The following is a 21,349-nucleotide window of genomic DNA, read 5'->3' on the forward strand; positions in this document are numbered from 1 at the left end:
TAAGAGGCTCGCCCCATGCGGGTTTCCGGAAACAATCCACCCCGCACCCGCGACCTGTTTCCGGCGGCCTCTACGCGGCACCCCGCAAGCAGGACCCGCGGGGGCGGGTCGGCGCGACGTTTCAGTGCGTTTCGAGGAAGTCCAAAAGGATGCGGGCAAAGATGTCCGGCTTCTCGTCATGCACCGCGTGGGCGCAACCGGGGATGACCGCCAGGTGCGCCCGCGGGATCGTCCGCCACAACCCGTGCACCTGCTCCCAGCCATAGGTCCGGTCGAACTCGCCCCAGATCACCAGTGTTTCCATGTCGATGTCGGACAATGCCGCCTCGCCCGACCAGGCTTCCATGGCGTCGAGCCCGGCCTCTATCGCGGCAAGGCTCGCCCGTTCGGCGATACGGGCGCAGGCCTCGAACCCCGCCGCCTGTTCGAGGGCGAGGTACCACGTCGCCGCGATCCGGCGGGCGGTGCGCTGCGCGCCATCGGCGCGGGCGCGACGCTTGCTTTCGGCGATGGTTTCGAACCGGCCCGGCAAAACCCCGGTCGCGCCCGTCGAATAAAGAACCAGCCGCGCCAAGCGCTTACGGTCCCGCCGCGCGATTTCCTGCGCGACCATGCCGCCCATGGAATGGCCCAGCAGGTCGTAGCGGTCGATGCCGCGCTCCGACAGGTGGCCGATGACCCAGTCGGCAAAGCCTTCGATGCGGTTGATCGGGTCAAGATGCGCGTTGCCGCCGAACCCCGGCAGGTCGACCGCGATGACCTCGGCCCGCCCGGCAAGCGCAGCCGCCACGCCGTCCCATTGCGCGCTGCCGCCCATGAACCCATGGACGAGCACGAGGGGCGTCACTTGCGCTGACCTTGCACGATCCGGTCGAGGATCATGGCGCAGAAGAGGATCGAGAACCCGGCAAGGATGCCCTGCCCGACATTGGCGTATTGCAGCGCCTCCAGCACGTCCTCACCCAGCCCCTTCGCGCCGATCAGCGAGGCGACGACGACCATCGCCAGCGACAGCATGATCGTCTGGTTGATCCCGGCCCGGATCGACGGGCTGGCCAGAGGCAGGTCGACCTTGGTCAGGAGGTACCACTTGTTCGCGCCGAAGCTGATCGCGGCCTCGCGCACCGATTCCGGCACGCCGCGCAGGCCCAGCACCGTCAGCCGCACGACGGGCGTGCCGCCGAAGATCATCGTGGTGACGACGGCGGCGGGTTTGCCGGTGCCGAAGAACGCGATGACCGGGATCATGAAGACGAAGGCGGGCATCGTCTGCATGAAGTCCATGATCGGCTGGATGAAGGAATAGAACCGCGGACGCCGCGCCGCGAACATGCCAAGCGGGATGCCGATGACGATGGACAGGCAGGCCGCCGTCCCCAGCAGCGCCAGCGTCGTCATCGCCTTTTCCCAGAAGCCCAGAAGGCCCATGTAGGACAGGAACGCGCCGGAATAGATCGCCATGCGCACCCCGGCGGTCAGCCATGTCAGCAGGATGATGAGCGACGCGATCACGATCCACGGCGTGTTGACGAAGATCAGCTCGAGCGCGTCGAGGATCAGCCGGATGCCATAGGTGATGCCATCGAACAGCGCGTCGCCGTTGACGACCGCCCAGTTGAAGAACGCCTCGACCCCGTCGATGCTGACCAGCCTGATATCGGGGTCGGTCGGGAAGGAGCCCAGCAATTCGAACCGGCCCGGAAAGCTGTAATGCACCATCGCCACGGCAACGAGACTGACCATGAAAACGGCGCTGAACACGATCTGCGACACCGGCATGCCGGACCGGATAGAGCGGTCGGACAACCAGTCGGAAAACCGCGCCTCGAGCGCGAAATTCGCAACCACCGCCTGCACCAACTTGGCAAGCAGCAGGATCACGAGGCCGGACAGCGCGATGGTCGGGCCCTGTTCCGCAAGCGCCTGCGCCTCGGCCTTGATGCCGCCGATATTGGCCTCCAGCCCGTCGACGGCGCGCTGGAAGGCATCGACCCGGTCGGAATTGTTCTCGATTGCGGCGGCGAGTTGCCGGCGGCGCAGTTCCAGCGTGCCCTCGATAGAGGCGATCCGCGCCATGGCGTCGGCGGCGAGGTCCCCGAAAAGGCCGCGCGCGATCTGCACGAAGGCGATAGCCTCGATCACGAGGAAGGAGAGCGCCCACGACCAGAGGCCGCGCGCGCCGAACCAGATCGGGCCGAAGAGACCGGCGAAGAAGTTGAAGGTCGGGGTGAACCGGGCCGAGGCACCGACCTTGTCGAAATTGGCGATGTAGTAGTCGGGGCTGGTGCGCACGAAGGTGCGGATGTTCTGTTTCCGCTCTTCGGCATAGGCGATGGCGGCGTCGCTTTCGGTATCCTCAAGCGGGTTGATCCCCTCGTCCTTCATGACATTTCCGTCCCTTCGATGACCGTCCGCAACAGATCGGATCGCGTGATGACGCCGACATCGGTGCTGCCGCTTTCGACGAGGATGGGCGTCTCGTCGTCTATGGCGAGGTTGATGAGCGTGCTCAGCGTCGCATCGTCGGGCACGCGCGGGGCGTCCGACGGGATGGCGCCATTGCCCGACACGAAGGCGTCGATGGGCTGCATGACGACCTTGGCGTGCACGACCTTGAGCCGCGAGATGCCGGCGACGAAATCGGCGACGTAGTCGTCGGCGGGGTTCATCACGATGTCTTCGGCGGTGCCGATCTGCACCATCATCCCGTCGCGCATGATCGCGATGCGGTCGCCGATGCGCACCGCCTCGTCGAGGTCATGGGTGATGAACACGGTGGTCTTCTTCAGGATCTTCGACAGACGGATGAATTCGTCCTGCAATTGCCGCCGGATCAGCGGGTCGAGCGCCGAGAAAGGCTCATCCATCAAAAGCACGTCCGGGTTGGCCGCCAGCGCGCGGGCAAGACCCACGCGTTGCTGCATGCCGCCCGACAATTCGTGCGCGAATTTCGATCCCCACGCGCCAAGCTCGACGATGTCGAGGATCGCGGCGGCCTGCCGCATGCGCTCGTTCTTGGCGACCTGCCGGATTTCCAGCGGCATCGCCACGTTGTCCAGCACCGACCGGTGCGGCATCAGCGCGAAGTTCTGGAAGACCATGCCGATCTTCTGGTTGCGGAAGCGCTGCAGTTCCTTGACGCCCAGCGCCATGACGTCGGTGCCTTCGATCTCGATCTTGCCGGCGGTGGGTTCGAGAAGGCGGTTGAAATGGCGCACCAGCGTGGACTTGCCGCTGCCCGACAGGCCCATGACGCAGAATATCTCGCCACGATTGACCGACAGGCTGACATCCGCAACGCCGACCACGGCGTTATACTGGTCAAGCACCTCGGCCTTGGTCAGCCCGCGTTCCCGGATCGCCTGAAGGGCCTGTTCGGGCTTTTCCCCGAAGATTTTCCAGACGTTCGAGATTTCGATCACGGTGTCCTGGGACATGCGCGCCACCCCTGATGTCGGCGGCACCGAAAAGCCGGTGCCGCCCTGTGCACGTGCCGAGGATCAGAGCCCCAGCATGGCGTCGACGCGATCCGAGTTCGCCTCGACCCAGTCCTTGGCGACATCGGCGGGATCGCGGCCATTGGCGCTGATCTCGAAGGCGAGGCCGCTGACGTCATCCGCCGTAAGCGCGAAGTTCGAGAAGAACTCGGCAATGGCGGGCGAGCGTTCGGCGAGCGAGTTCGACCACGCGATCTGCACCTTTTTCAGCGCGTCCTTCGTGGCGACCTTGGACTTGTTGTACCAGTCCGCGTCATCCGACGGCTGCACCATGATGTAGTTGGCGGGATCGTAGGTCGGCTCGGTCAGCATCTCGACGTCGAACATGAACCACACGGCGTGGGGCTTGTAGCAGTAGAAGGCATAGCCTTCGCCCTTGGCGATCGAGTCCTTGATGCGCGCGGTCTTCACGCTTTCCTCGGCGCGGATCGGTTCGATGAAGTCGAGCAGGCCGTAATCGCGCGTCTTGACCTCGTTCACGTTGGCCGAGGCCCAGCCCGGCGCGCCGATCCACATCTCGCCCTTGCCGTTGCCGTCGCTGTCCATCAGCGCGGCGACGTCGGGACGGCCGAGATCGGTGATGTCGGTGATGTTGTTGGCCTCACCGAAATCCTTGGTCACGCAGAAGCCCTGGTTGCCCTCGTAGGGGTTGGACGACAGGGTCACGGTGCCCGCGCCGTCGACGTATTTCTTGGTGAAGCTTTCCTGGTTCGGCAGCCAGACGTCGGGGTGCACGTCGATGTCGCCCTTGCCCTGGTCCATGGCCTGGAAAATGGTGGCGTTGTTGCCCGGCACGTATTCGACCGTGCCGCCGATGCGCGAGGTGACGATCTCGCCCAGCACGTGCGCGATGGCCTGCGCGCCGGTCCATGAAGGGACGCCGATCTTGACTTCCTCGGCGAAGGCGGGCGCCGCGAACAACCCGATCGCGGCCGCGCCAATGAGGCTTTTCAGGTGTGACATTCCAAGTCTCCTTGTTGGATTGATGCGTTGTTTTTGTTGTTATTCATAGCCCGGCAGGTCGAAGATGTCGGGATACCCGAACAGCCCTGCACTGCCCCCGGTATGCAGGAACACGACATTTTCCATGCCGTCGAAATACCCTTTGCGGGTCAGGTCGATCAGCCCGTCCAGCCCCTTGCCGGAATAGACGGGGTCGAACAGAAGCCCTTCGGTCCGCGCCAGAAGCTTGATCGCCTTGACCATGCCCTCGGTTGGCAAACCGTATCCCGGCCCGACGTAATCGCAATTGGCGCGCACGCTGTCGCGGTCGATTTGCAGCCCCGTGCCCATGAAATCGGCGGTTTTCGCCGCAAGGTCGAACACCATGCCTTCCTGTTTGTCGCGCGGTGCGCGGACCCCGATCCCGAGGAGGTGAATGTCGCTTTGCAGCGCGGCCAGCCCGGTGACCAGCCCGGCCTGCGTGCCTGAGCTGCCGGTCGCGTGCACCAGCGCGTCGATGCCCAGCCCGATATCCGTCGCCTGTTCCACCAGTTCGCGGGCGCAGTTGACGTAACCCAGCGCCCCCGTCGGGTTCGAGCCGCCGCCGGGGATGATGTAGGGGGTCTTGCCGGACTGGCGGAGGCTTGCGGCCAGCGTCTCCATCTCGGCGTTCATGTCGGCCCCGCCCGGCCGCTTGGACACCGGCGCGCCGTGCAGCCGGTCAAGCAGCACGTTGCCGTTCAGGTTGTAGTTCTCGGCATTCGAACCGGTGCGGTCCTCCAGCAGGATATGGCACGCCATGCCCATCTTGGCCGCTGCCGCCGCGGTCTGGCGCGCGTGGTTGGATTGCGTAGCACCCTGCGTGATGATCGTGTCGGCGCCCGATTGCACCGCGTCGGCGATCAGGAATTCCAGCTTGCGGGTCTTGTTGCCGCCGCTGGACAGCCCCGTGCAATCGTCCCGCTTGACCCAGAAACGCGGCCCGCCCAGCGCCTCGCTCAGCCGGTCCATCGGTTCGAGCGGCGTGGGCAGGTGGCCGAGGCGCACGCGCGGGAAGCGGGCCAGTTCGATCGACAATTCCTTGCACAGGCTTTGCGTCAGCGCGGCCGAGCGGTTTTCGCCACGCACGACAGTTTGACCGATGTCATCCACGATCCCATCCCCCGTTCTGTCCTCAGCCGTAGTCTTGGCTATGGTGAGACAGAAAAACAGTGCTTTTGACTATGGCTGCCCATACAATCCGTTTGGGCAAAGGATGAGGGCCGGCATGGACCTGAACTGTTTCGACGATGTGCTGGTCCTGCTTGAAGAGCGGAACATGACGCGGGCCGCGGCGCGGAGGAACATCACCCAGCCGGCCTTCTCGCGGCGCATCCGCAGTTTCGAGGACTGGCTAGGCACGCCGATCCTCGAACGCCATGCCAACCGGATCGAGATCAGCGCGGCGCTGCTGGCCAACGAGGAGGAGTTGCGCGCGATGGTGGCGAACCTGCGCGAGATGCGCACGCGGTTCACCAATTTCGCGCCGGGTCGGTCGTCGATCACCATCGCGGCGCAACACGCGCTGACGGTATCGACCCTGCCTGACATGACCCTGCGCGCGCGGGCCGCCTTTCCGAACCTCGATTTCCGGCCGCGTGCCGGGAACCTGCACGATTGCGTCACGCGGTTCCTGCGCGGCGATGCGTCGATGCTGCTGTGCTACGAGGCGCGGTCGATCCCGCCCTTGGAATTCGGGACCGGCGTGGTGCGGGGTCATTGGGGCACCGATTACCTTGTGCCCGTCGTGGGGGGCGCGCTGCGCTACACGGTCAAGGACACGGGCTGGATCCCCGACGACACGCCCGCGATCCCCTACCCCGAAGGCAGCTATTTCGGCGACGTTCTGAGCCGCGAGAACCGCCAGTTCGGCACGCCGGGCAGCAGCCTCGGCCCCGTATGCGTCACCGCGTTTTCCAGCGGTACGAAAGAGTTGGTGCTGCACGGGATCGGCGTCGGCTGGGTGCCGTTCAGCATGGTGCACAGGGAGATCGCCAGCGGCGAGTTGATCTCTCTCGCCTACCGGTATGGCCGCGAGCCGTTGAACATCGCGCTTTTCACCGACAAGACCTCGGCGGCATCGCTGGACCTTCTGTCCTTCTGGACGCGGTGAGCAACGCCGCAGCCAAGGTCACGGCGCGGCGTCCGCCACCCTGTAGAACGCAGCCGCGGTGCGGCCCCAGACGAGGGCGCGCTGATCCTCGGGCAGGGACGCGACGAGCGTGTCGGCGGTGGCCACCCATGTCCGGTAATCCGATGCGAGGTTCAGGACGGGCCAGTCGCTGCCGAACATGACCCGCCCGGCGCCGAATTCGGCGAGGACAAGCTCGCTCGCAGGGGCAAGTTGGGACAGCGCCCAGTCAGGGCCGATTTCGGTCACGAGGCCCGAGAGCTTGCAGAAGGCCCCGGTGTCGCGCGCCAGCCGCGCCATGTCCCTGCCCCATTGGGCTAGGTCCCCGGTGGCAAGCGCGGGCTTGGCCGCGTGGTCGATGACGCAGGCAAGGTCCGGGTGCCGGTCGAGGCGGCGCAACAGGTGCGGCAGATGGCGCGGCAGGACAAGCGCGTCAAAGCTCAACTCCATCGCGACCAGCGCGTCAAAGGCCCGGTCCAGTTCGGGGCGCAGCATCCATTCATCGTCCGCGATTTCCTGGATCATCGGGCGGATGCCCTTGAAATGCGGGTTCCGGGCAAGCCGATCCAGCGTGGCGATCGCGTAGGGCGCGGCCATGTCGACCCAACCCACTACGCCGGCAATGAAGGGTGTGTCGTCGGCGAGGGACAGCATGAAGTCGGTTTCAGCAACGGTATCGGCGGCCTGCACGAGGATCGTTTTGTCGATCCCGGCCTCCTTCAGGAGCGGGGCGAGGTCGGCGGGCGCGAAATCGCGGTAGATCGGGCCAAGGTCGGGGCTCATCCAGCCGTAATCGCCACGCGACAGGGTCCAGAGATGGTGGTGGGCGTCGATCCGCATGAAGTCTCCGTCAGTCAGGGCTGGGTCGGGGCGTCGGCGTCGATCAGCCCTTCGGATTTCAGGTCGTCCCACAGCGCGGGCGGGACCGGGTGCAGGAACCAGTCGATGTTCTGGGCCAGTTCGTCGGGCGTGCGCGGGCCGGGGATCACGCTTTTGACCGCCGGGTGCGCCAGCGGGAATTGCAGGGCGGCGGCGGGCAGCGGCACGTCATGGGCGGCGCAGACAACCGCCATCGCCTCGACCTTGGCAGCGATGTGGGGCGGCACGGCTCCGTAATCGAAGCTGTCGCCGCCGACGAGCACGCCGGAATTGAACGGGCCGCCGATCACGACGTCGGTCTTGTGGGTCAAGCAGCGCTGCATCAGCCCGTGCAAGGGCTCCTGCTCCAGCAGCGTGTAACGCCCGGCCAGCAGGAACACGTCCCAGTCGCCGTGATCGAGCGCGTCCTCGCAGACGGCGACCTCGTTCACGCCCAGTCCGAAGGCGGCGATCACGCCGGACCGGCGCAACCGGTCGAGCGCCGCATAGCCGCCGGTCATGGCGGTTTCGAACAGCACCGGGCCAAGTTCCTCGCCGTGGGTCATGGAGCCGATGTCGTGGATATAGAGGATGTCGATCCGGTCCAGCCCGAGCCGCTGCAGCGAGGTTTCGAAACTGCGCATCACCCCGTCATAGGTATAGTTGAACTCGGGCGTGAAGGGCAGCGCGGTCACCCACGCGCCGGGGTCGTCGGTCTGGCCGGGCCGAAGGATGCGCCCCACCTTGGTCGACAGGACTATGTCGTCCTGCCCGCGCAGCCCGTCGCCGGTCAGCCGTTCGGACAGGCCGTGGCCGTAGAAGGGCGCGGTGTCGAAGTACGAGATGCCGGCCTCCAGCGCGCCGTCGATGGTGCCGCGCGCATCGGCGTCGGCCACGGGCTGAAAGATCCCCGCAAGGCTGGCGCAACCGAGCCCCAGTTGCGAGATGGGCAGACCCGACCGGGTCAGTTCGTTCCGGGGCAGCGTCATGGATCAGGCGCCCGCAATCTGGCGGCCGATCTCGCGCGCCGCGGCGCCGACGATGCCGGTCACGTCGTCAAGGCCGGGCGCGGCGTAGCCGTCGATCCGTTCGATGAACGGACAGGTCAGCGCCGCGATGGCGTTGCCGGTTGGCCCGAGGATCGGGAACGAGATGTTGGTGGTGCCGCGCACGGTGCCGGATGGCTCGACAAGATAGCCGCGCACGCGGATCGCCTCCATGTCCTTCAGGAAATCCGCCTTCGCGGCCTCCGCCTCCCCCGGCACAAGCGCGTGGTCACGGATCATCTGCAGGCAGGTCTCGGGCGGCTGGAAGGCCGCGATCACGCGGCCCGAACCGGTATTGTAAAGCCCGATCACCGACCCGGTGCGCAGCGATTGCCGCCAGTTCCCCGGCGCGGAAAAGGACGACACGATCACCACGTCGCCGTCTTCCCACCGCACCAGATGCGCGGATTGCTCGGCCTCGATACACATCGCGCGCATCAGCGGTTCGGCGATGTCGAGGATGCGGCGGTGCGGCGGGTTCTGGTGCGCCAGTTCCAAGAGCTTGAGCGACAGCATGTACCGGTCGCCCTCGGGCGAGCGGGTCACGTAATGCCGGCGCACCAGCGTGTCGAGCATGCGGTAGATCTCGTTCGGCGTGCGCCCGAGATCCTTGGCGATTTCCGCCTGGCTCATGCTGCTGGGCGCCGCCGCCAGAAGCTCGAGAATATCGAGCCCCTTGTCGAGCGCGGGAGCGCGGTACTTGCCACTGCCTTCCATCGTTACATCGCCCTCCAAACTTCATCTGTGAACACTCTACTCAAATATGCATTTGACTCAAGCGTTGAATTTACAGATAAAGCAGACACTCAAATATGAAAAACAAGCTGTCCGATTGGGAGGAACCGATGGCCAAATTCTTGAAAAGCACGGCGTTGGGCATGGCGGCGTTCGCCATTGCCGGCAGCGCGGCGGCGCAGGATTACGGAAACTTCGACGGCTACACGCTGCGGGTGAAACTGATCGGCGGCGCACAGTACGAACCGCTCTACACGCTGATTCCCCAGTGGGAGGAGGCCACGGGCGCAACGGTCGACATCCTGTCGCGCAAGAGCCACTTCGAGCTGGACCGCGAGATGAAGCAGGACATCGCCTCGGGCAACATCGATTACTGCGTGTTCTCGAACCACACCAACTTCGCGCCGCAATACGACACGATGACCGAACCGCTGGACGGCCTGATCGCCGCCGACGTCATCGCCGACTTCTCTCCGCTGGTGATCAGCCACGCCACCGTGGGCGACGCCCTGTTCTCGTTGCCGCGGCACTCGGACGTGTCGAACATGTTCTACGTCAAGTCGCTCTACGAGGACGCGGACAACAAGGCCAAGTTCAAGGCCGCTTACGGGTATGACCTCGCACCGCCCGATACCTGGGCGCAGGCGTCGGACCAGGCCAAGTTCTTCTCCAACCCGCCCGACCATTACGGCACACATTTCGCGGGCAAGGACGAAGGCATCACCGGCCGGTTCTACGAGATGCTGATCGCCGAGGGCGGGAAGCTGCTGAACGACGACATGTCCCCGGCCTTCAACAGCGAGGCGGGCGTGCGCGCGCTCAACTTCTTCGTGGATCTCTACCAGTCGGGCGCGGTGCCCGCCGGTACGACCAACTATGTCTGGGACGACCTTGGCCTCGGCTTTGCCGCGGGCGCGGTCGCGTGGGACCTCGACTGGGCCGGGTGGGCCGCGTATTTCAACGGGTCCGACAGCAAGATCGGCGGCGATGTCGGCGTGGCGCTGGCGCCGATGGGATCAAGCGGCAAGCGCACGGGCTGGTCGGGATCGCACAGCTTCTCGGTCACCAAGGATTGCGACAACAAGGAAGCCGCGGCGAGTTTCCTCACCTTCCTGACGTCGCATGACAGCCAGATGCACGAGGCCCGGCTTGGCCTGCTGCCGACCCGCAGCCAGGTCTGGACCGACGTGATCGCCGAGTTCGAGGCCGCCGACAACGACTTCATGGTCGAGGTCTTCTCGGTCTGGGGCGAGTCGATGGCGAACCACGCCTTCACCCCGCCGCTGATCGCGGAATGGGGCGAGATTTCGAATGCACTCTGGCCGCGTCTCCAGGCCGCGGTTCTGGGTGACATGACGGCGGAAGAGGCGCTGAAGAAGGCCTCGGACGAAGTCACCGAAGTGATGGAAGACGCGGGCCACCTCTGACGTCTTGCGCATCACCGGCCGCCCCTCCCCCGCTCCCTGAGCATGGGGCGGCCGACCTTCCCGGCAGCGGGGCCGATCACGGCCCGGACACCCTCCCCCCACGCGGAACGGAGCCACCACTCACATGACCAGACTTCGCCGCACGATCCGGGACAATGCCGTGCCGCTTGCGCTGATCTCGCCGGCCATCCTGATCATCCTGATGGTCGTCCTGCTGCCGCTGATCTTCTCGTTCTACACCAGCTTCACCAATTACCGCCTGATCCGGCCCGACAGCCTGTGGCAATGGATCGGCACCCGCAATTACGAGCGCGTGCTGGGCGACTGGGATTTCTGGGTCGCCTTCGGTCGCACGGTGCTGTTCCTGACCGTCGTGCTGAACCTCGAGTTGCTGTTCGGGCTGGGGCTGGCGCTTCTGGTCAACCGCATCACCTGGGGCCAGCGGACGATGCGCACGATCATGATGTTTCCCATGATGTTCTCGCCCATCCTTGTGGGTTTCCAGTTCAAGTACCTGTTCAACGACACGATCGGGCTGGTGAACAACGGGCTGCAGGCGCTGGGGCTGACGCGGGAGGCGATCCCATTCCTTGTCGACCGCTGGCTCGCCTTCTTCTCGATCGCGTTTGCCGAGATCTGGATGAGCACCTCGATCTTCGCGATCCTGATCCTCGCGGGCCTGTTCGCCATGCCGAAGGACCCGATCGAGGCGGCGAAGGTCGACGGGTGTTCCAACTGGCAGGTGTTTCGCCACATCACCCTGCCGTTCCTGATGCCCTTCATCTACATCGCCATGACCATCCGGTCGCTCGACGTGGCGCGGGCCTATGACATCGTCGACGTGATGACCGGCGGCGGCCCGGCGGGGCGGACCGAGCTTCTCTGGACGCTGATCGCGCGCACCGCCTATGACGACGCGCGCATGGGCCGGGCCAACGCGATGGCCTACGTGTCGATCCTGTTGTCGATCTTCTTCACGTGGTTCTTCTTTCGCAAGCTGATGGCGGCCCGCAAGCACCTGGGGGCGTTCTGATGTCCACGCGCACCAAGAACATCCTGACCTGGATCGTCACCTTCGTGATCATGCTGATCATCTGCCTGCCGGGGCTGTGGATCATCCTGTCGGCCTTCCGCACCAACGGCGAGATCCTGACGAAACCCGCAATCTGGATCCCGCAGAACCTGACGCTCGACAATTTCCGGGCGATCTTCGGCTATGGCGAGAACGTGGTGGGCATCCCCGTCGCCAGCTATTTCCGCAACTCGCTGGTGATCTCGGTCACCTCGACCTTCGTGGCGGTGCTGATCGGCATGACCGGCGGCTATGCCTTCGCGCGCTACACCTTCCCCGGCAAGGCGGCGACCTTCCTGTGGCTGATGCTGTCGCGCACGGTGCCGGGCATCGCGCTGTCGCTGCCGCTGTTCATCATTTGGTCGCGTATGGGGATCATCGACACGCAGTTCGGCGTGATCCTCGTCTACACGGCGATCAACGTGCCCTTCACCATCTGGCTGACCGAGGGCTTCTTCCGGCAGGTCCCGCGAGACCTGAACGAGGCCGCCCAGATCGACGGCTGCACCCCGTGGCAGGCCTTCTGGAAGATCGAGTTCCCGCTGGCCAAGTCCGGCATCGCGAGCGCCGGCATCTTCGCCTTCCTGACCTCGTGGAACGAATACGCGCTGGCCAGCCAGCTGACCCGGTCGACCGACAGCAAGACGCTGCCGGTGGGCCTGATGGATTTCACCGCCCAGTTCACCATCGACTGGGCCGGCATGTGCGCGATGGCGGTGATTATCATCGTTCCCGCGCTGATCCTGACCTTCCTCGTCCAGAAACATCTGATCGCCGGGCTGACCTTCGGCGGCGTCAAGGGATAATCAACATGGCTGAAGTCGCGCTGAAAAAAGTGGTCAAGAGGTACGGCGATACAGAGGTCGTGCACGGCATCGACCTTGATATCGCGCATAACGAATTCGTGGTGCTTGTCGGTCCCTCGGGCTGCGGCAAGTCCACGACCCTGCGGATGATCGCCGGGCTTGAAGAGATTTCGGACGGGGACATCGTGATCGGCGACACGGTGGTGAACACGCTGCCGCCGCGCCGGCGCAACATCTCGATGGTGTTCCAGAACTACGCGCTTTACCCGCACATGTCGGTGCGCGAGAACCTCGGCTTCTCGCTGAAGATCGCCAAGCGCCCCGAGGCCGAGATCGCGCGCGCGGTCGAGGACGCCGCCGCGATCCTCGGGCTGGACGCGCTGCTGGAACGGACCCCGGCGGAGTTGTCGGGCGGGCAGCGCCAGCGGGTTGCAATGGGCCGCGCCATCGTGCGCCACCCCGACGTGTTCCTGTTCGACGAACCCCTGTCGAACCTCGACGCCAAGCTGCGCACCCAGATGCGGGTCGAGATCAAGAAGCTGCATGCCAAGGTGCAGACGACCATCGTCTACGTGACCCATGACCAGATCGAGGCGATGACCCTCGCCGACCGGATCGTGATCATGAAGGACGGCCATATCGTGCAGGTGGGCACGCCGCTCGACGTGTTCGAGCGCCCGGTCGACACCTTCGTCGCCGGCTTCATCGGGTCGCCCCCGATGAACCTGATCGACGGCACCATCCGCGACGACACGGTCGTCTTCGGCGATGGGCGCAGCCTGCCGGTGCCGCCGGATTTCGCGGGCCGGCTGGAAAACGGGCACCGCGTGGTGTTCGGCTTCCGCGCCGACGTACTGATGCCCAAGGGGCACGCGCTGGCCGAAAGCGGAACCGTGCACGACATCGACCTCACCATCGACCTAGCCGAGCCGCTGGGATCGGAATCGATGCTGTTCTCGTCCCTTGCGGGCAAGGAAATCCAGGCCCGGATGCACAACCCGCGCGCCGTGCGGTCGGGCGAGGTGCTGACTTGCGAGCTGCACCTCGACAAGTGCCACCTGTTCGATGCCGAGACGACCAGAAGCCTGCGGGGCGACGGGTGATGCAGCGCATGGGCATGGTGATCGGCCTCAAGCCGGAGAAGGTCGCGGAGTACAAGGACCTGCACGCCAATGCATGGCCCGCGATCCTGCAGCAGATCAGCGCCTGCAACATCCGCAACTACTCCATTTTCCTGCGCGAGCCGGAAAACCTGCTGTTCGGCTACTGGGAATATCACGGGACCGATTTCGCCAGCGATGCGGCCCGGATGGCCGAGGACCCGGTGACGCGGGACTGGTGGGCGCTGACCGACCCCTGCCAGGAACCGCTGCCCAGCCGCCAGGGCGACGAATGGTGGTGCATGATGGAGGAGGTGTTTCACCATGACTGAACTGCGCGACAGGCTGGCCGGGTGCTATTCCGGCGTGGTGCATGACGTGATGCGCGGCATGGGGATGCGCAATTTCACCCTGCCCCCGCAGATCACGCCTCTGATGCCCGAAATGACACTCTGCGGCCCCGCCTTCACGATCGAGGGCCGCCCGGATGACAGCGCCGACCCGCACGAGACGCTTCTGGCGTGGACGGGGCTTTTGTCGAAAGCGCCCGCGGGCCATGTCTGGACCTGCCAACCCCACACCCACGACCTTGCCCAGATGGGCGAATTGTCGGCCGAGACGCTGCAGAAGAAGGGCGTCCTTGGCTGTGTTCTGGACGGCCACGCGCGCGACACGAATTTCCTGCTGGATATCGGGTTCCAGACATGGCGCATCGCGCACACGCCCAAGGACATCGTCGGGCGCTGGCTGCCCACGGCCACGGACGTGCCGATCCAGATCGCCGACGTGTGCATCGAACCGGGCGATTACCTGCTGGGCGACCGCGACGGCATGGTGCGCGTGCCACGCGACCGGCTGGAAGAGATCACCGACCGGTCGGTCGAGGCGATGCAGACCGAGAACAAGGTCCGCACCGCGATCATGGCCGGCACCGATCCGCAGGACGCCTACCTGCAATACGGGAAGTTCTGATGCGCATCGCCAGCCTGACCCTACGCGCCTGCAAGCAGGAGACGAGCGTCGCCGCCTCGTCGGCCCTGCGCGGCGTGGCACGGTCCGAGGGGCTGGAATTCCTTGTCTACACGCTGACGACGGAATGCGGACGCTCGGTGTCGATGTTCGGGTTCGCGGGCGCCGATGCCGAGGGCTCGGCCCGGCTTGCGAAATCGCTCGAGCCGTTCCTCGTCGGGCGTGACGCCCGCGACCGCGAGGCGCTGTGGCACGATTTCCGCAAGCAGGACAGGTTCTGGTCGCTGCTGCCGATCTATGTCTGGGGGCCGGTCGATTGCTGCCTGTGGCTGCTGGCGGCAGAGGCGGGGGGCCAGCCGCTGTGGCGGTTCCTCGGCGGCTGCCGGGATGAGGTGCCCGTCTATGTCAGCTCGATGTTCCACACCGATGGGCAGACCTATGTCGACGAGGCGCTGGCGGCACAGGCGCAGGGCTTTGCCGCCTACAAGCTGCATCCGCCCGGCAATTCGATCGACGAGGACCTCGCGATCCACGCCGCCTGCCGCGAGGCCGTGGGCCCCGGTTTCGGCCTGATGTCGGACCCGGTCGCCTTCATGACCTACGAACAGGCGCTGCGCTACGGCCGGCGGCTGGAGGAACTGGATTACATCTGGTTCGAAGAGCCGATGCAGGACGAGAACATTCCCGCCCTCAAGGCGCTCACCGCTAGCCTCGACATCCCCGTGGTCGGCACCGAGACGCTGGCCAAGCACCCCTATTCGGTCGCCGCCTGCATCGCCGACCGGGTGGTGGACGTGGTGCGGGCGGATGTCAGCTGGTCGGGGGGCGTCACCTCGGTCCTCAAGACCGCGCACCTGGCCGAGGCCTTCGGCATGAATTGCGAGATCCACACGGCGATCTTCCATCCCCTCGAAATGGTCAACCTGCACCTGTGCGGGGCCGTGAAGAATTGCAGCTACCTCGAACTGCTGTGCCCGGTCGAACGGTTTGACTTCGGCCTGACCGACGCGTTGCCGGTCCACGACGGCGTGGCGCGGCTGCCGGACGGTCCGGGCCTCGGGCGGGAACTGGACTGGGATCTCATCGATAATGCCACTCTCTGGTCGGCGTGAAGGAGCGGTCATGGACGGACACACCACATTGCTGCGCCTTCACGCCGACGACAACGTGCTTGTCGCGCTTGGCCCCGTGGGACCGGGCGAAGTCCGCGTCGGCGACACCGCGACCCTGATGCTGCGCGGGGCAGTCACGCTGGGTCACAAGGTGGCCGCGCGGGCAATCGCCAGTGGCGAGACCATCGTGAAATACGGGATGCCGATCGGCGTCGCGACAGCGGACATCGCGCAGGGCGACCACGTGCACGTGCACAACATCGCCTCGCGCTACACCGCGACCCATTACCGGAGTGACGATGCGGGGCTGAGTGATGAGTGAAAGCTGGCAGGGATATCTGCGCGCCGATGGCCGCAAGGGCATCCGCAACGTGGTGGCGGTGGTCTACCTCGTGGAATGCGCGCATTTCGTGGCGGACGAGATCTGCCGGGGTTTCCCGCGCGACGACGTGCACCTGATCGGGTTTCCCGGCTGTTTCCCCAACGATTACGCCCAGATGATGATGGAACGCCTGTGTACCCATCCCAATGTCGGGGCCGTGGTGCTGGTGTCGCTTGGCTGCGAAAGCTTCAACCGCACCCGGCTGGCCGAGGTGATCGCCGCAAGCGGGCGGCCGGTGGAAACCTTCGTGATCCAGAAAACAGGCGGGTCCGCCGCCACGATCCGCGACGGCCGCGCCGCCGTCGCCCGCGCCAGAGCCGCCATTGCCGGGGTTCCACGGGTGGAAATGACGGTGGGCGATCTGATCGTCGGCACCGTCTGCGGTGGGTCGGACGGAACCAGCGGCATAAGCGGCAACCCCGCGGCGGGCCGCGCCTTCGACCGGCTGGTGCGCGAGGGCGCGACCTGCATCTTCGAGGAAACCGGCGAACTGATCGGCTGCGAGGACGTGATGGCGGCCCGCGCGGTGACGCCGGAACTGGGCACCGAACTGCGGCGCGCCGTCGAAAAGGCGGCGCGGTACTACGACACGCTGGGTTTCGGCAGCTTCGCCGCCGGCAACGCCACCGGCGGGCTGTCCACCATCGAGGAGAAGTCGCTCGGCGCCTATGTGAAATCCGGCGACTCGCCCATCAGCGGCATCATCAAGCCCGGTGACGTGCCACCGACCGGCGGGCTTTACCTGATGGATGTCGTGCCGGACGGCGACGTGCGGTTCGGCTTTCCCAACATCACCGACAATGCCGAGATCGTGGAGATGATCGCCAGCGGAGCGCATGTGACGCTGTTCGTGACCGGGCGCGGATCGGTGGTGGGATCGGCGCTGTCGCCCGTCATCAAGATCTGCGCCAACCCCGATACCTACCGCGCGCTGGCGGGCGACATGGACGTGAACGCCGGCGCGATCATCGAGGGCGACCGGTCGCTGGACGAAGTCGCGGGCGAAATCTTCGACATGATCGTCGCGACCGCCGGGGGCCGGCAGACCGCGTCCGAGGAGCTGGGTCACCAGGAATTCATCCTGACCTACAAGAGTTTCGAGCCGCTTGGCCCCGCCTGCCTGCCCGCGGCCTGAAGAGGAATGGACATGCGACGCCTTGAAGGGAAAACCGTCCTCGCCACCGCCGCCGCGCAGGGGATCGGCCGCGCCACCGTGGAACGGATGGCGGCAGAAGGCGCGCGAGTGATCGCCACCGACATCAACCCGGACGCGCTGCCGACCGGCGAGGGGCTTGAGACCCGCCGCCTCGATGTCACCGACCTCGCCGCGATCAAGATGCTGGTGCGGGACGCGGGCCCGGTCGACGTGCTGTTCAACTGCGCCGGGATCGTGCATGCGGGCAACATTCTCGACGCGACGCAGGCCGACCTGGAGCGCGCCTTCGCGCTGAACGTCCGGGCCATGTTCGACACCATCCGCGCGGTGCTGCCCGGCATGATCGAACGAGGGGCCGGGTCGATCATCAACATCGCGTCGGTCGCGTCGTCGGTGATCGGCGTGCCGAACCGGCTGGTTTACGGGACCACGAAAGCCGCCGTCATCGGCCTGACCAAGGCCGTGGCCGCAGATCACGTCACGCAGGGCATCCGGTGCAACGCCATCTGCCCCGGCACCGTCGACAGCCCGTCACTGCACGCGCGGCTGCGCGAGACCGGCGACTACGAACAGGCATGGCAGGATTTCCAGGCACGCCAGAAGATGGGCCGCGTGGGCCGGCCCGAAGAGATCGCCGCGATGGCCTGCCACCTCGCCTCGGACGAGGCCGCCTTCACCACCGGACAGGCGCTGAACGTTGATGGCGGCTGGACGATCTGATCACTCCACACGAACGGACATTGCATGAAACTCTTGCGACACGGCGCGCCCGGCGCCGAAAAACCGGGACTTCTGGACCATGACGGGCAGATGCGCGACCTGAGCGGCGTGATATCCGATATCGCCGGGCAGGCCCTTGCCGACATGTCGTGGCTGCAAAGCCTCGATATCGCGGGGCTGCCGGTGATCGAGGGCACCCCGCGGCTTGGCCCCTGCGTCGGCGGCACCGGCAAGTTCATGTGCATCGGGCTCAACTATGCCGACCACGCCGCCGAAAGCGGCATGCAGGTCCCGTCAGAGCCGGTCCTGTTCATGAAGGCGACCTCGGCCATTTGCGGGCCGAACGACCCGATCATCATCCCGCGCGGATCGGTCAAGACCGACTGGGAGGTCGAACTGGGCGTGGTGATCGGCCAGCCCGGCAAATACATCGACGAGGCCGACGCGCTGTCGCACGTGGCGGGCTATTGCGTGATCAACGACGTGTCGGAACGCGAATTCCAGATCGAACGGCAGGGGCAATGGTCGAAGGGCAAGGGATGCGACAATTTCGGCCAGACCGGGCCGTGGCTGGTCACCCCGGACGAGATCGACGACCCGCAGGACCTGCCCATGTGGCTGGACGTGAACGGGCAGCGGATGCAGACCGGATCGACCCGGACGATGGTCTACGGCGTGGCGCACCTTGTCAGCTACCTCAGCCGCTTCTTCACCCTGCATCCGGGCGACATCATCTCGACCGGCACGCCGCCGGGCGTCGGCCTTGGCTTTACCCCGCCGCGATACCTGAAGGCCGGGGATGTCGTGGACCTCGGGATCGAGGGGCTGGGCCAGCAGCGACAGGTCTGCGTGGACGATTTCTGATCGCGCCGCCTGCCTCGCCCTGCACCGCACCGCGCGGCTTGCGCCGGGATCAGGCCCCGTCGAGATACGGGGCAAGGCTTTCCCTGAACGCCTCGATGAATTCGAGCGTGATCAGGGAGGGCGTCTTGTGCACCGGGCGGATAAGCGAGATGCGGTGTGACAGGGCGGGCACGAAGGGCCGGTAGCCGAGCCCCAGATCGGCGTATTTCCGTGCGTCCATTTCGCTGACCACCGACACGCCCGCGCCGTTGCACACCAGTTCGCAGGCGGCGGTGAACTGGCGGACCTCGATATGCGAGCGCAATTCGAGCCCTTCGTCGCGGAAACGCCGGTCCAGCTCCTGGTAGAAGACGCTGTCCTTCCGCGTATGGATGATGTTTTCGCCCTGCAGGTCGCGCGGGCTGATCCAGTCGCAGGCCGCAAGGCGGTGACCGGCGGGGAAGATACAGACCGTGCGCATGCTCAGGTCCGTCGTCTCGACCGCGGGGTGGCCGAAGAACCCGTCGGTGATCCCGAAATCGTACTGCTCGGTGATCATCCATTCGAGGATGCGTTCGGGCCGGTCGGGTTCGATCGTCATCGAGATGCCGGGGCGTTCGCGAAGGAAATCGGCGACGACGCGCGGCAGGTGGCTGGTGGCGAAACCGGGCAGGCAGGCGATGCGGATATGCCCCGCCTTGCGCTTGGTGATGTCGGCGCTGATATCGGAGATCTGGTGCATCAGTTCCACCACGCGGCGGATGTCGGGTTCGAGCAGTCGCACCTCCTGCGAAGGCACCAGCCGCCCGTCGCGCTTGTCGAACAACTGGAAGTCGAATTCCTTGCCCAGGTCGGACAGCAGGCGGCTGATCGCGGGTTGGCTGATGCCAAGCTCGGCCGCGGCCGCCGTCATGGAACCGTTACCGATAACGGCCATAAGGGCTTCGAGTTGACGTATCCGGGGGGTCTTGCGGTGCTTCATCGTGCCCTGCGTTCCGAACTTTGGTGGCGGCGCATAACATTGTATTATAAAATATCAACCTCAACCTATCTTGCATTATGCCTGCCTCCCGGTACTGTTAGCGCACGAGGCGAGGGGGCATTTGCCTGACAACACGCGTCTCACACGCACCGGTTGCGGTGCCAGGGAGGAACCCATGAAGAAACATATGCTCGGCCTTGCTGCCGTAACTCTCGCGTTGACGCCCATTGCGGCGGCGGCGCAAACCGAAATCCAGTTCTGGCACGCCTTCACCGGCCGCTTGGGCGAACTGGTGGCCGCGCAGGTCGACAACTTCAACGCCAGCCAGAGCGACTACACCGTCGTGCAAAGCCACAAGGGCAACTATTCCGAGACCCTGAATGCCGGCATCGCCGCCTTCCGGGCGCAGGAACAGCCGCATATCCTGATGGTCTTCGAAGTCGGCACCGCCACGATGATGGCCGCCAAGGGCGCGATCCGCCCGGTTTACGAGGTGATGGCCGAAAGCGGTGCGAGCTTTGATCCCGACGCCTATATCGGCGCGGTCAAGGGCTATTACACCACGACGGACGGCGACATGCTGTCCCTTCCCTTCAACTCGTCCACGCCCGTTCTGTGGGTGAACCGCGACGCGTTCGAGGCGGCAGGCGTCGATCCGGACATGGACCTGTCGACATGGGAGAACGTGGGTGAGGCGCTGGACGCGCTGAAGGCCGGGGGCGAGGATTGCCCGCTGGTCACCGCGTGGCAAAGCTGGATCCACCTCGAGAACTTCTCGGCCTACCACAATGTCCCGTTCGCCAGCAAAGACAACGGCTTTGCCGGGCTTGATACCGAGTTGATGCTGAACGGCCCGGCGCAGGTCGCGCACCTGTCGGCGATGCAGGACTGGGCGAAGGACGGCAAGTTCATCTATACCGGCCGCCGCAACGAGGGCGGGGCCAACTTCCGCTCGGGCGAATGCGCGCTCTTCACCGAAAGCTCGGCGGGGTACGCGGGCATCAAGGCAGAGGCCGAGTTCAATTTCGAAGTGCGCCCGCTGCCCTACTGGAAGGCGCTTGTCGACGAGCCGCAGAACACCATCATCGGTGGCGCGTCGCTGTGGGTGATGTCGGGCCACGAATCCGGCGACTACAAGGGCGTAGGCGAATTCCTGAGCTACCTGTCCTCGACCGAGGTGCAGGCGCAATGGCACCAGGACACCGGGTACCTGCCGATCACCACGGCCGCCGGCGATGCCACCCGCGCCTCGGGCTTCTACGATGAGAACCCCGGCACCGATGTCGCCGTGATCCAGATGACGGCCAAGCAGCCGACTGCCAATTCCAAGGGTCTGCGTCTTGGCTCCTTCGACCAGATCCGCGGGATCATCGACGAAGAGCTGGAAGCGATCTGGGCGGGCGACAAGACCGCGCAGGAAGCCATGGACAGCGCCAAGGCGCGCGGTGACGCGCTGCTGCGCCGGTTCGAGGCGGCCAACCGCTAACCGTTGAAACGGTCCGTCCCGGCCATTGCGCCGGGGCGGACCCCGC

General features: G+C 65.5%; 22 protein-coding genes. 13 read left to right on the top strand and 9 right to left on the bottom strand.

Annotation, left to right across the window (positions count from 1 at the left end):
- Nucleotides 1–121: 121 nt before the first annotated feature.
- The 5 genes from ATO11_RS16805 to cuyA all read right to left on the bottom strand — a co-directional run bounded on the left by ATO11_RS16805 (nt 122) and on the right by cuyA (nt 5,510).
- The gene (locus tag ATO11_RS16805) at nt 122–847 is read right to left on the bottom strand and encodes an alpha/beta fold hydrolase (RefSeq protein ID WP_050532065.1); all 726 of its coding nucleotides are present in this window, start codon (nt 845–847) and stop codon (nt 122–124) included.
- Nucleotides 844–2,385: an ABC transporter permease gene (locus tag ATO11_RS16810; protein WP_050532066.1), complete on the bottom strand. Its 1,542-nt coding sequence runs from the start codon at nt 2,383–2,385 to the stop codon at nt 844–846. Before ATO11_RS16810 ends, ATO11_RS16805 begins: the two co-directional genes overlap by 4 nt.
- Nucleotides 2,382–3,437 (bottom strand): quaternary amine ABC transporter ATP-binding protein, encoded by a 1,056-nt coding sequence (locus tag ATO11_RS16815; protein ID WP_050532067.1) that lies wholly within the window; start codon nt 3,435–3,437, stop codon nt 2,382–2,384. The genes ATO11_RS16810 and ATO11_RS16815 overlap by 4 nt, the downstream gene beginning before the upstream one ends.
- 63 nt (nt 3,438–3,500) lie before the next feature.
- Nucleotides 3,501–4,460: an ABC transporter substrate-binding protein gene (locus ATO11_RS16820; protein WP_050532068.1), complete on the bottom strand. Its 960-nt coding sequence runs from the start codon at nt 4,458–4,460 to the stop codon at nt 3,501–3,503.
- A gap of 39 nt (nt 4,461–4,499) precedes the next feature.
- On the bottom strand, nt 4,500–5,510 hold the full coding sequence (gene cuyA, locus ATO11_RS16825; RefSeq protein WP_207382980.1) for a D-cysteate sulfo-lyase: 1,011 nt from the start codon (nt 5,508–5,510) through the stop codon (nt 4,500–4,502).
- A 196-nt stretch (nt 5,511–5,706) separates the two neighbouring features.
- On the opposite strand from cuyA, the gene ATO11_RS16830 reads away from it, so the two are divergent.
- The gene (locus ATO11_RS16830; protein ID WP_050532070.1) at nt 5,707–6,591 is read left to right on the top strand and encodes a LysR family transcriptional regulator; all 885 of its coding nucleotides are present in this window, start codon (nt 5,707–5,709) and stop codon (nt 6,589–6,591) included.
- 18 nt (nt 6,592–6,609) lie between these two features.
- Here the strand turns inward: ATO11_RS16830 and ATO11_RS16835 are convergent, their stop codons facing one another.
- From ATO11_RS16835 to ATO11_RS16845, 3 genes are read right to left on the bottom strand one after another with little or no spacing between them, the layout of a single operon-like run.
- Entirely contained in the window at nt 6,610–7,449 is an 840-nt protein-coding gene (locus tag ATO11_RS16835; RefSeq protein WP_050532071.1) for an amidohydrolase family protein, read from the bottom strand.
- A 14-nt stretch (nt 7,450–7,463) separates the two neighbouring features.
- Nucleotides 7,464–8,456 (bottom strand): aldo/keto reductase, encoded by a 993-nt coding sequence (locus ATO11_RS16840; protein WP_050532072.1) that lies wholly within the window; start codon nt 8,454–8,456, stop codon nt 7,464–7,466.
- 3 nt (nt 8,457–8,459) lie between these two features.
- Complete coding sequence (locus tag ATO11_RS16845; protein WP_050532073.1) at nt 8,460–9,230, bottom strand: IclR family transcriptional regulator; 771 nt, start codon at nt 9,228–9,230, stop codon at nt 8,460–8,462.
- A 128-nt stretch (nt 9,231–9,358) separates the two neighbouring features.
- On the opposite strand from ATO11_RS16845, the gene ATO11_RS16850 reads away from it, so the two are divergent.
- The 11 genes from ATO11_RS16850 to ATO11_RS16900 all read left to right on the top strand — a co-directional run bounded on the left by ATO11_RS16850 (nt 9,359) and on the right by ATO11_RS16900 (nt 18,856).
- A complete protein-coding gene (locus ATO11_RS16850; RefSeq protein WP_050532111.1) occupies nt 9,359–10,675 on the top strand; it encodes an extracellular solute-binding protein in 1,317 nt (438 codons plus the stop codon).
- Nucleotides 10,676–10,799: 124 nt separating this feature from the next.
- The gene (locus ATO11_RS16855; protein ID WP_050532074.1) at nt 10,800–11,708 is read left to right on the top strand and encodes a carbohydrate ABC transporter permease; all 909 of its coding nucleotides are present in this window, start codon (nt 10,800–10,802) and stop codon (nt 11,706–11,708) included.
- Nucleotides 11,708–12,553 (top strand): carbohydrate ABC transporter permease, encoded by an 846-nt coding sequence (locus ATO11_RS16860; RefSeq protein WP_050532075.1) that lies wholly within the window; start codon nt 11,708–11,710, stop codon nt 12,551–12,553. Before ATO11_RS16855 ends, ATO11_RS16860 begins: the two co-directional genes overlap by 1 nt.
- Nucleotides 12,554–12,558: 5 nt before the next feature.
- The gene (locus tag ATO11_RS16865; protein ID WP_050532076.1) at nt 12,559–13,656 is read left to right on the top strand and encodes an ABC transporter ATP-binding protein; all 1,098 of its coding nucleotides are present in this window, start codon (nt 12,559–12,561) and stop codon (nt 13,654–13,656) included.
- Nucleotides 13,656–13,985 carry an L-rhamnose mutarotase gene (locus ATO11_RS16870; RefSeq protein ID WP_050532077.1) on the top strand — a complete coding sequence of 110 codons (330 nt, stop codon included), beginning with the start codon at nt 13,656–13,658 and terminating at the stop codon, nt 13,983–13,985. The genes ATO11_RS16865 and ATO11_RS16870 overlap by 1 nt, the downstream gene beginning before the upstream one ends.
- Complete coding sequence (locus tag ATO11_RS16875; protein WP_050532078.1) at nt 13,978–14,625, top strand: RraA family protein; 648 nt, start codon at nt 13,978–13,980, stop codon at nt 14,623–14,625. The genes ATO11_RS16870 and ATO11_RS16875 overlap by 8 nt, the downstream gene beginning before the upstream one ends.
- Nucleotides 14,625–15,734, top strand: coding sequence for an enolase C-terminal domain-like protein (locus ATO11_RS16880; RefSeq protein WP_050532079.1), 1,110 nt, complete (start codon nt 14,625–14,627; stop codon nt 15,732–15,734). The genes ATO11_RS16875 and ATO11_RS16880 overlap by 1 nt, the downstream gene beginning before the upstream one ends.
- A gap of 10 nt (nt 15,735–15,744) precedes the next feature.
- On the top strand, nt 15,745–16,056 hold the full coding sequence (locus ATO11_RS16885) for a UxaA family hydrolase (protein WP_050532080.1): 312 nt from the start codon (nt 15,745–15,747) through the stop codon (nt 16,054–16,056).
- Nucleotides 16,049–17,251, top strand: coding sequence for a UxaA family hydrolase (locus ATO11_RS16890; RefSeq protein ID WP_050532081.1), 1,203 nt, complete (start codon nt 16,049–16,051; stop codon nt 17,249–17,251). The genes ATO11_RS16885 and ATO11_RS16890 overlap by 8 nt, the downstream gene beginning before the upstream one ends.
- 12 nt (nt 17,252–17,263) lie before the next feature.
- Complete coding sequence (locus tag ATO11_RS16895; RefSeq protein WP_050532112.1) at nt 17,264–17,992, top strand: SDR family oxidoreductase; 729 nt, start codon at nt 17,264–17,266, stop codon at nt 17,990–17,992.
- A gap of 24 nt (nt 17,993–18,016) precedes the next feature.
- Complete coding sequence (locus ATO11_RS16900) at nt 18,017–18,856, top strand: fumarylacetoacetate hydrolase family protein (protein WP_050532082.1); 840 nt, start codon at nt 18,017–18,019, stop codon at nt 18,854–18,856.
- Between the two features lie 49 nt (nt 18,857–18,905).
- Here ATO11_RS16900 and ATO11_RS16905 read toward each other — a convergent pair whose 3' ends face one another.
- The gene (locus ATO11_RS16905; RefSeq protein ID WP_050532083.1) at nt 18,906–19,817 is read right to left on the bottom strand and encodes a LysR substrate-binding domain-containing protein; all 912 of its coding nucleotides are present in this window, start codon (nt 19,815–19,817) and stop codon (nt 18,906–18,908) included.
- 175 nt (nt 19,818–19,992) lie between these two features.
- Here ATO11_RS16905 and ugpB point away from each other — a divergent pair, with 175 nt between their 5' ends.
- Nucleotides 19,993–21,303, top strand: a complete 1,311-nt coding sequence (ugpB, locus tag ATO11_RS16910) for a sn-glycerol-3-phosphate ABC transporter substrate-binding protein UgpB (protein WP_050532084.1) — start codon at nt 19,993–19,995, stop codon at nt 21,301–21,303.
- Nucleotides 21,304–21,349 lie beyond the last annotated feature (46 nt).

The sequence above is a fragment of the Pseudaestuariivita atlantica genome (genome assembly GCF_001205715.1).
GTDB classification, from domain to species: Bacteria; Pseudomonadota; Alphaproteobacteria; order Rhodobacterales; family Rhodobacteraceae; genus Pseudaestuariivita; species Pseudaestuariivita atlantica.

Bases quoted from the DNA above. Each gene is read 5' to 3' on its own strand.
- ATO11_RS16885 (WP_050532080.1), top strand. From the start codon at position 15,745: ATGGACGGACACACCACATTGCTGCGCCTTCACGCCGACGACAACGTG.
- ATO11_RS16820 (WP_050532068.1), bottom strand. From the start codon at position 4,460: ATGTCACACCTGAAAAGCCTCATTGGCGCGGCCGCGATCGGGTTGTTC.
- ATO11_RS16845 (WP_050532073.1), bottom strand. From the start codon at position 9,230: ATGGAAGGCAGTGGCAAGTACCGCGCTCCCGCGCTCGACAAGGGGCTC.
- ATO11_RS16855 (WP_050532074.1), top strand. From the start codon at position 10,800: ATGACCAGACTTCGCCGCACGATCCGGGACAATGCCGTGCCGCTTGCG.
- ATO11_RS16880 (WP_050532079.1), top strand. From the start codon at position 14,625: ATGCGCATCGCCAGCCTGACCCTACGCGCCTGCAAGCAGGAGACGAGC.
- ATO11_RS16840 (WP_050532072.1), bottom strand. From the start codon at position 8,456: ATGACGCTGCCCCGGAACGAACTGACCCGGTCGGGTCTGCCCATCTCG.
- ATO11_RS16905 (WP_050532083.1), bottom strand. From the start codon at position 19,817: ATGAAGCACCGCAAGACCCCCCGGATACGTCAACTCGAAGCCCTTATG.
- ATO11_RS16830 (WP_050532070.1), top strand. From the start codon at position 5,707: ATGGACCTGAACTGTTTCGACGATGTGCTGGTCCTGCTTGAAGAGCGG.
- ATO11_RS16835 (WP_050532071.1), bottom strand. From the start codon at position 7,449: ATGCGGATCGACGCCCACCACCATCTCTGGACCCTGTCGCGTGGCGAT.
- ATO11_RS16870 (WP_050532077.1), top strand. From the start codon at position 13,656: ATGCAGCGCATGGGCATGGTGATCGGCCTCAAGCCGGAGAAGGTCGCG.
- ATO11_RS16875 (WP_050532078.1), top strand. From the start codon at position 13,978: ATGACTGAACTGCGCGACAGGCTGGCCGGGTGCTATTCCGGCGTGGTG.
- ATO11_RS16900 (WP_050532082.1), top strand. From the start codon at position 18,017: ATGAAACTCTTGCGACACGGCGCGCCCGGCGCCGAAAAACCGGGACTT.
- ATO11_RS16815 (WP_050532067.1), bottom strand. From the start codon at position 3,437: ATGTCCCAGGACACCGTGATCGAAATCTCGAACGTCTGGAAAATCTTC.
- ATO11_RS16895 (WP_050532112.1), top strand. From the start codon at position 17,264: ATGCGACGCCTTGAAGGGAAAACCGTCCTCGCCACCGCCGCCGCGCAG.
- ugpB (WP_050532084.1), top strand. From the start codon at position 19,993: ATGAAGAAACATATGCTCGGCCTTGCTGCCGTAACTCTCGCGTTGACG.
- ATO11_RS16850 (WP_050532111.1), top strand. From the start codon at position 9,359: ATGGCCAAATTCTTGAAAAGCACGGCGTTGGGCATGGCGGCGTTCGCC.
- ATO11_RS16890 (WP_050532081.1), top strand. From the start codon at position 16,049: ATGAGTGAAAGCTGGCAGGGATATCTGCGCGCCGATGGCCGCAAGGGC.
- ATO11_RS16810 (WP_050532066.1), bottom strand. From the start codon at position 2,385: ATGAAGGACGAGGGGATCAACCCGCTTGAGGATACCGAAAGCGACGCC.
- ATO11_RS16860 (WP_050532075.1), top strand. From the start codon at position 11,708: ATGTCCACGCGCACCAAGAACATCCTGACCTGGATCGTCACCTTCGTG.
- ATO11_RS16865 (WP_050532076.1), top strand. From the start codon at position 12,559: ATGGCTGAAGTCGCGCTGAAAAAAGTGGTCAAGAGGTACGGCGATACA.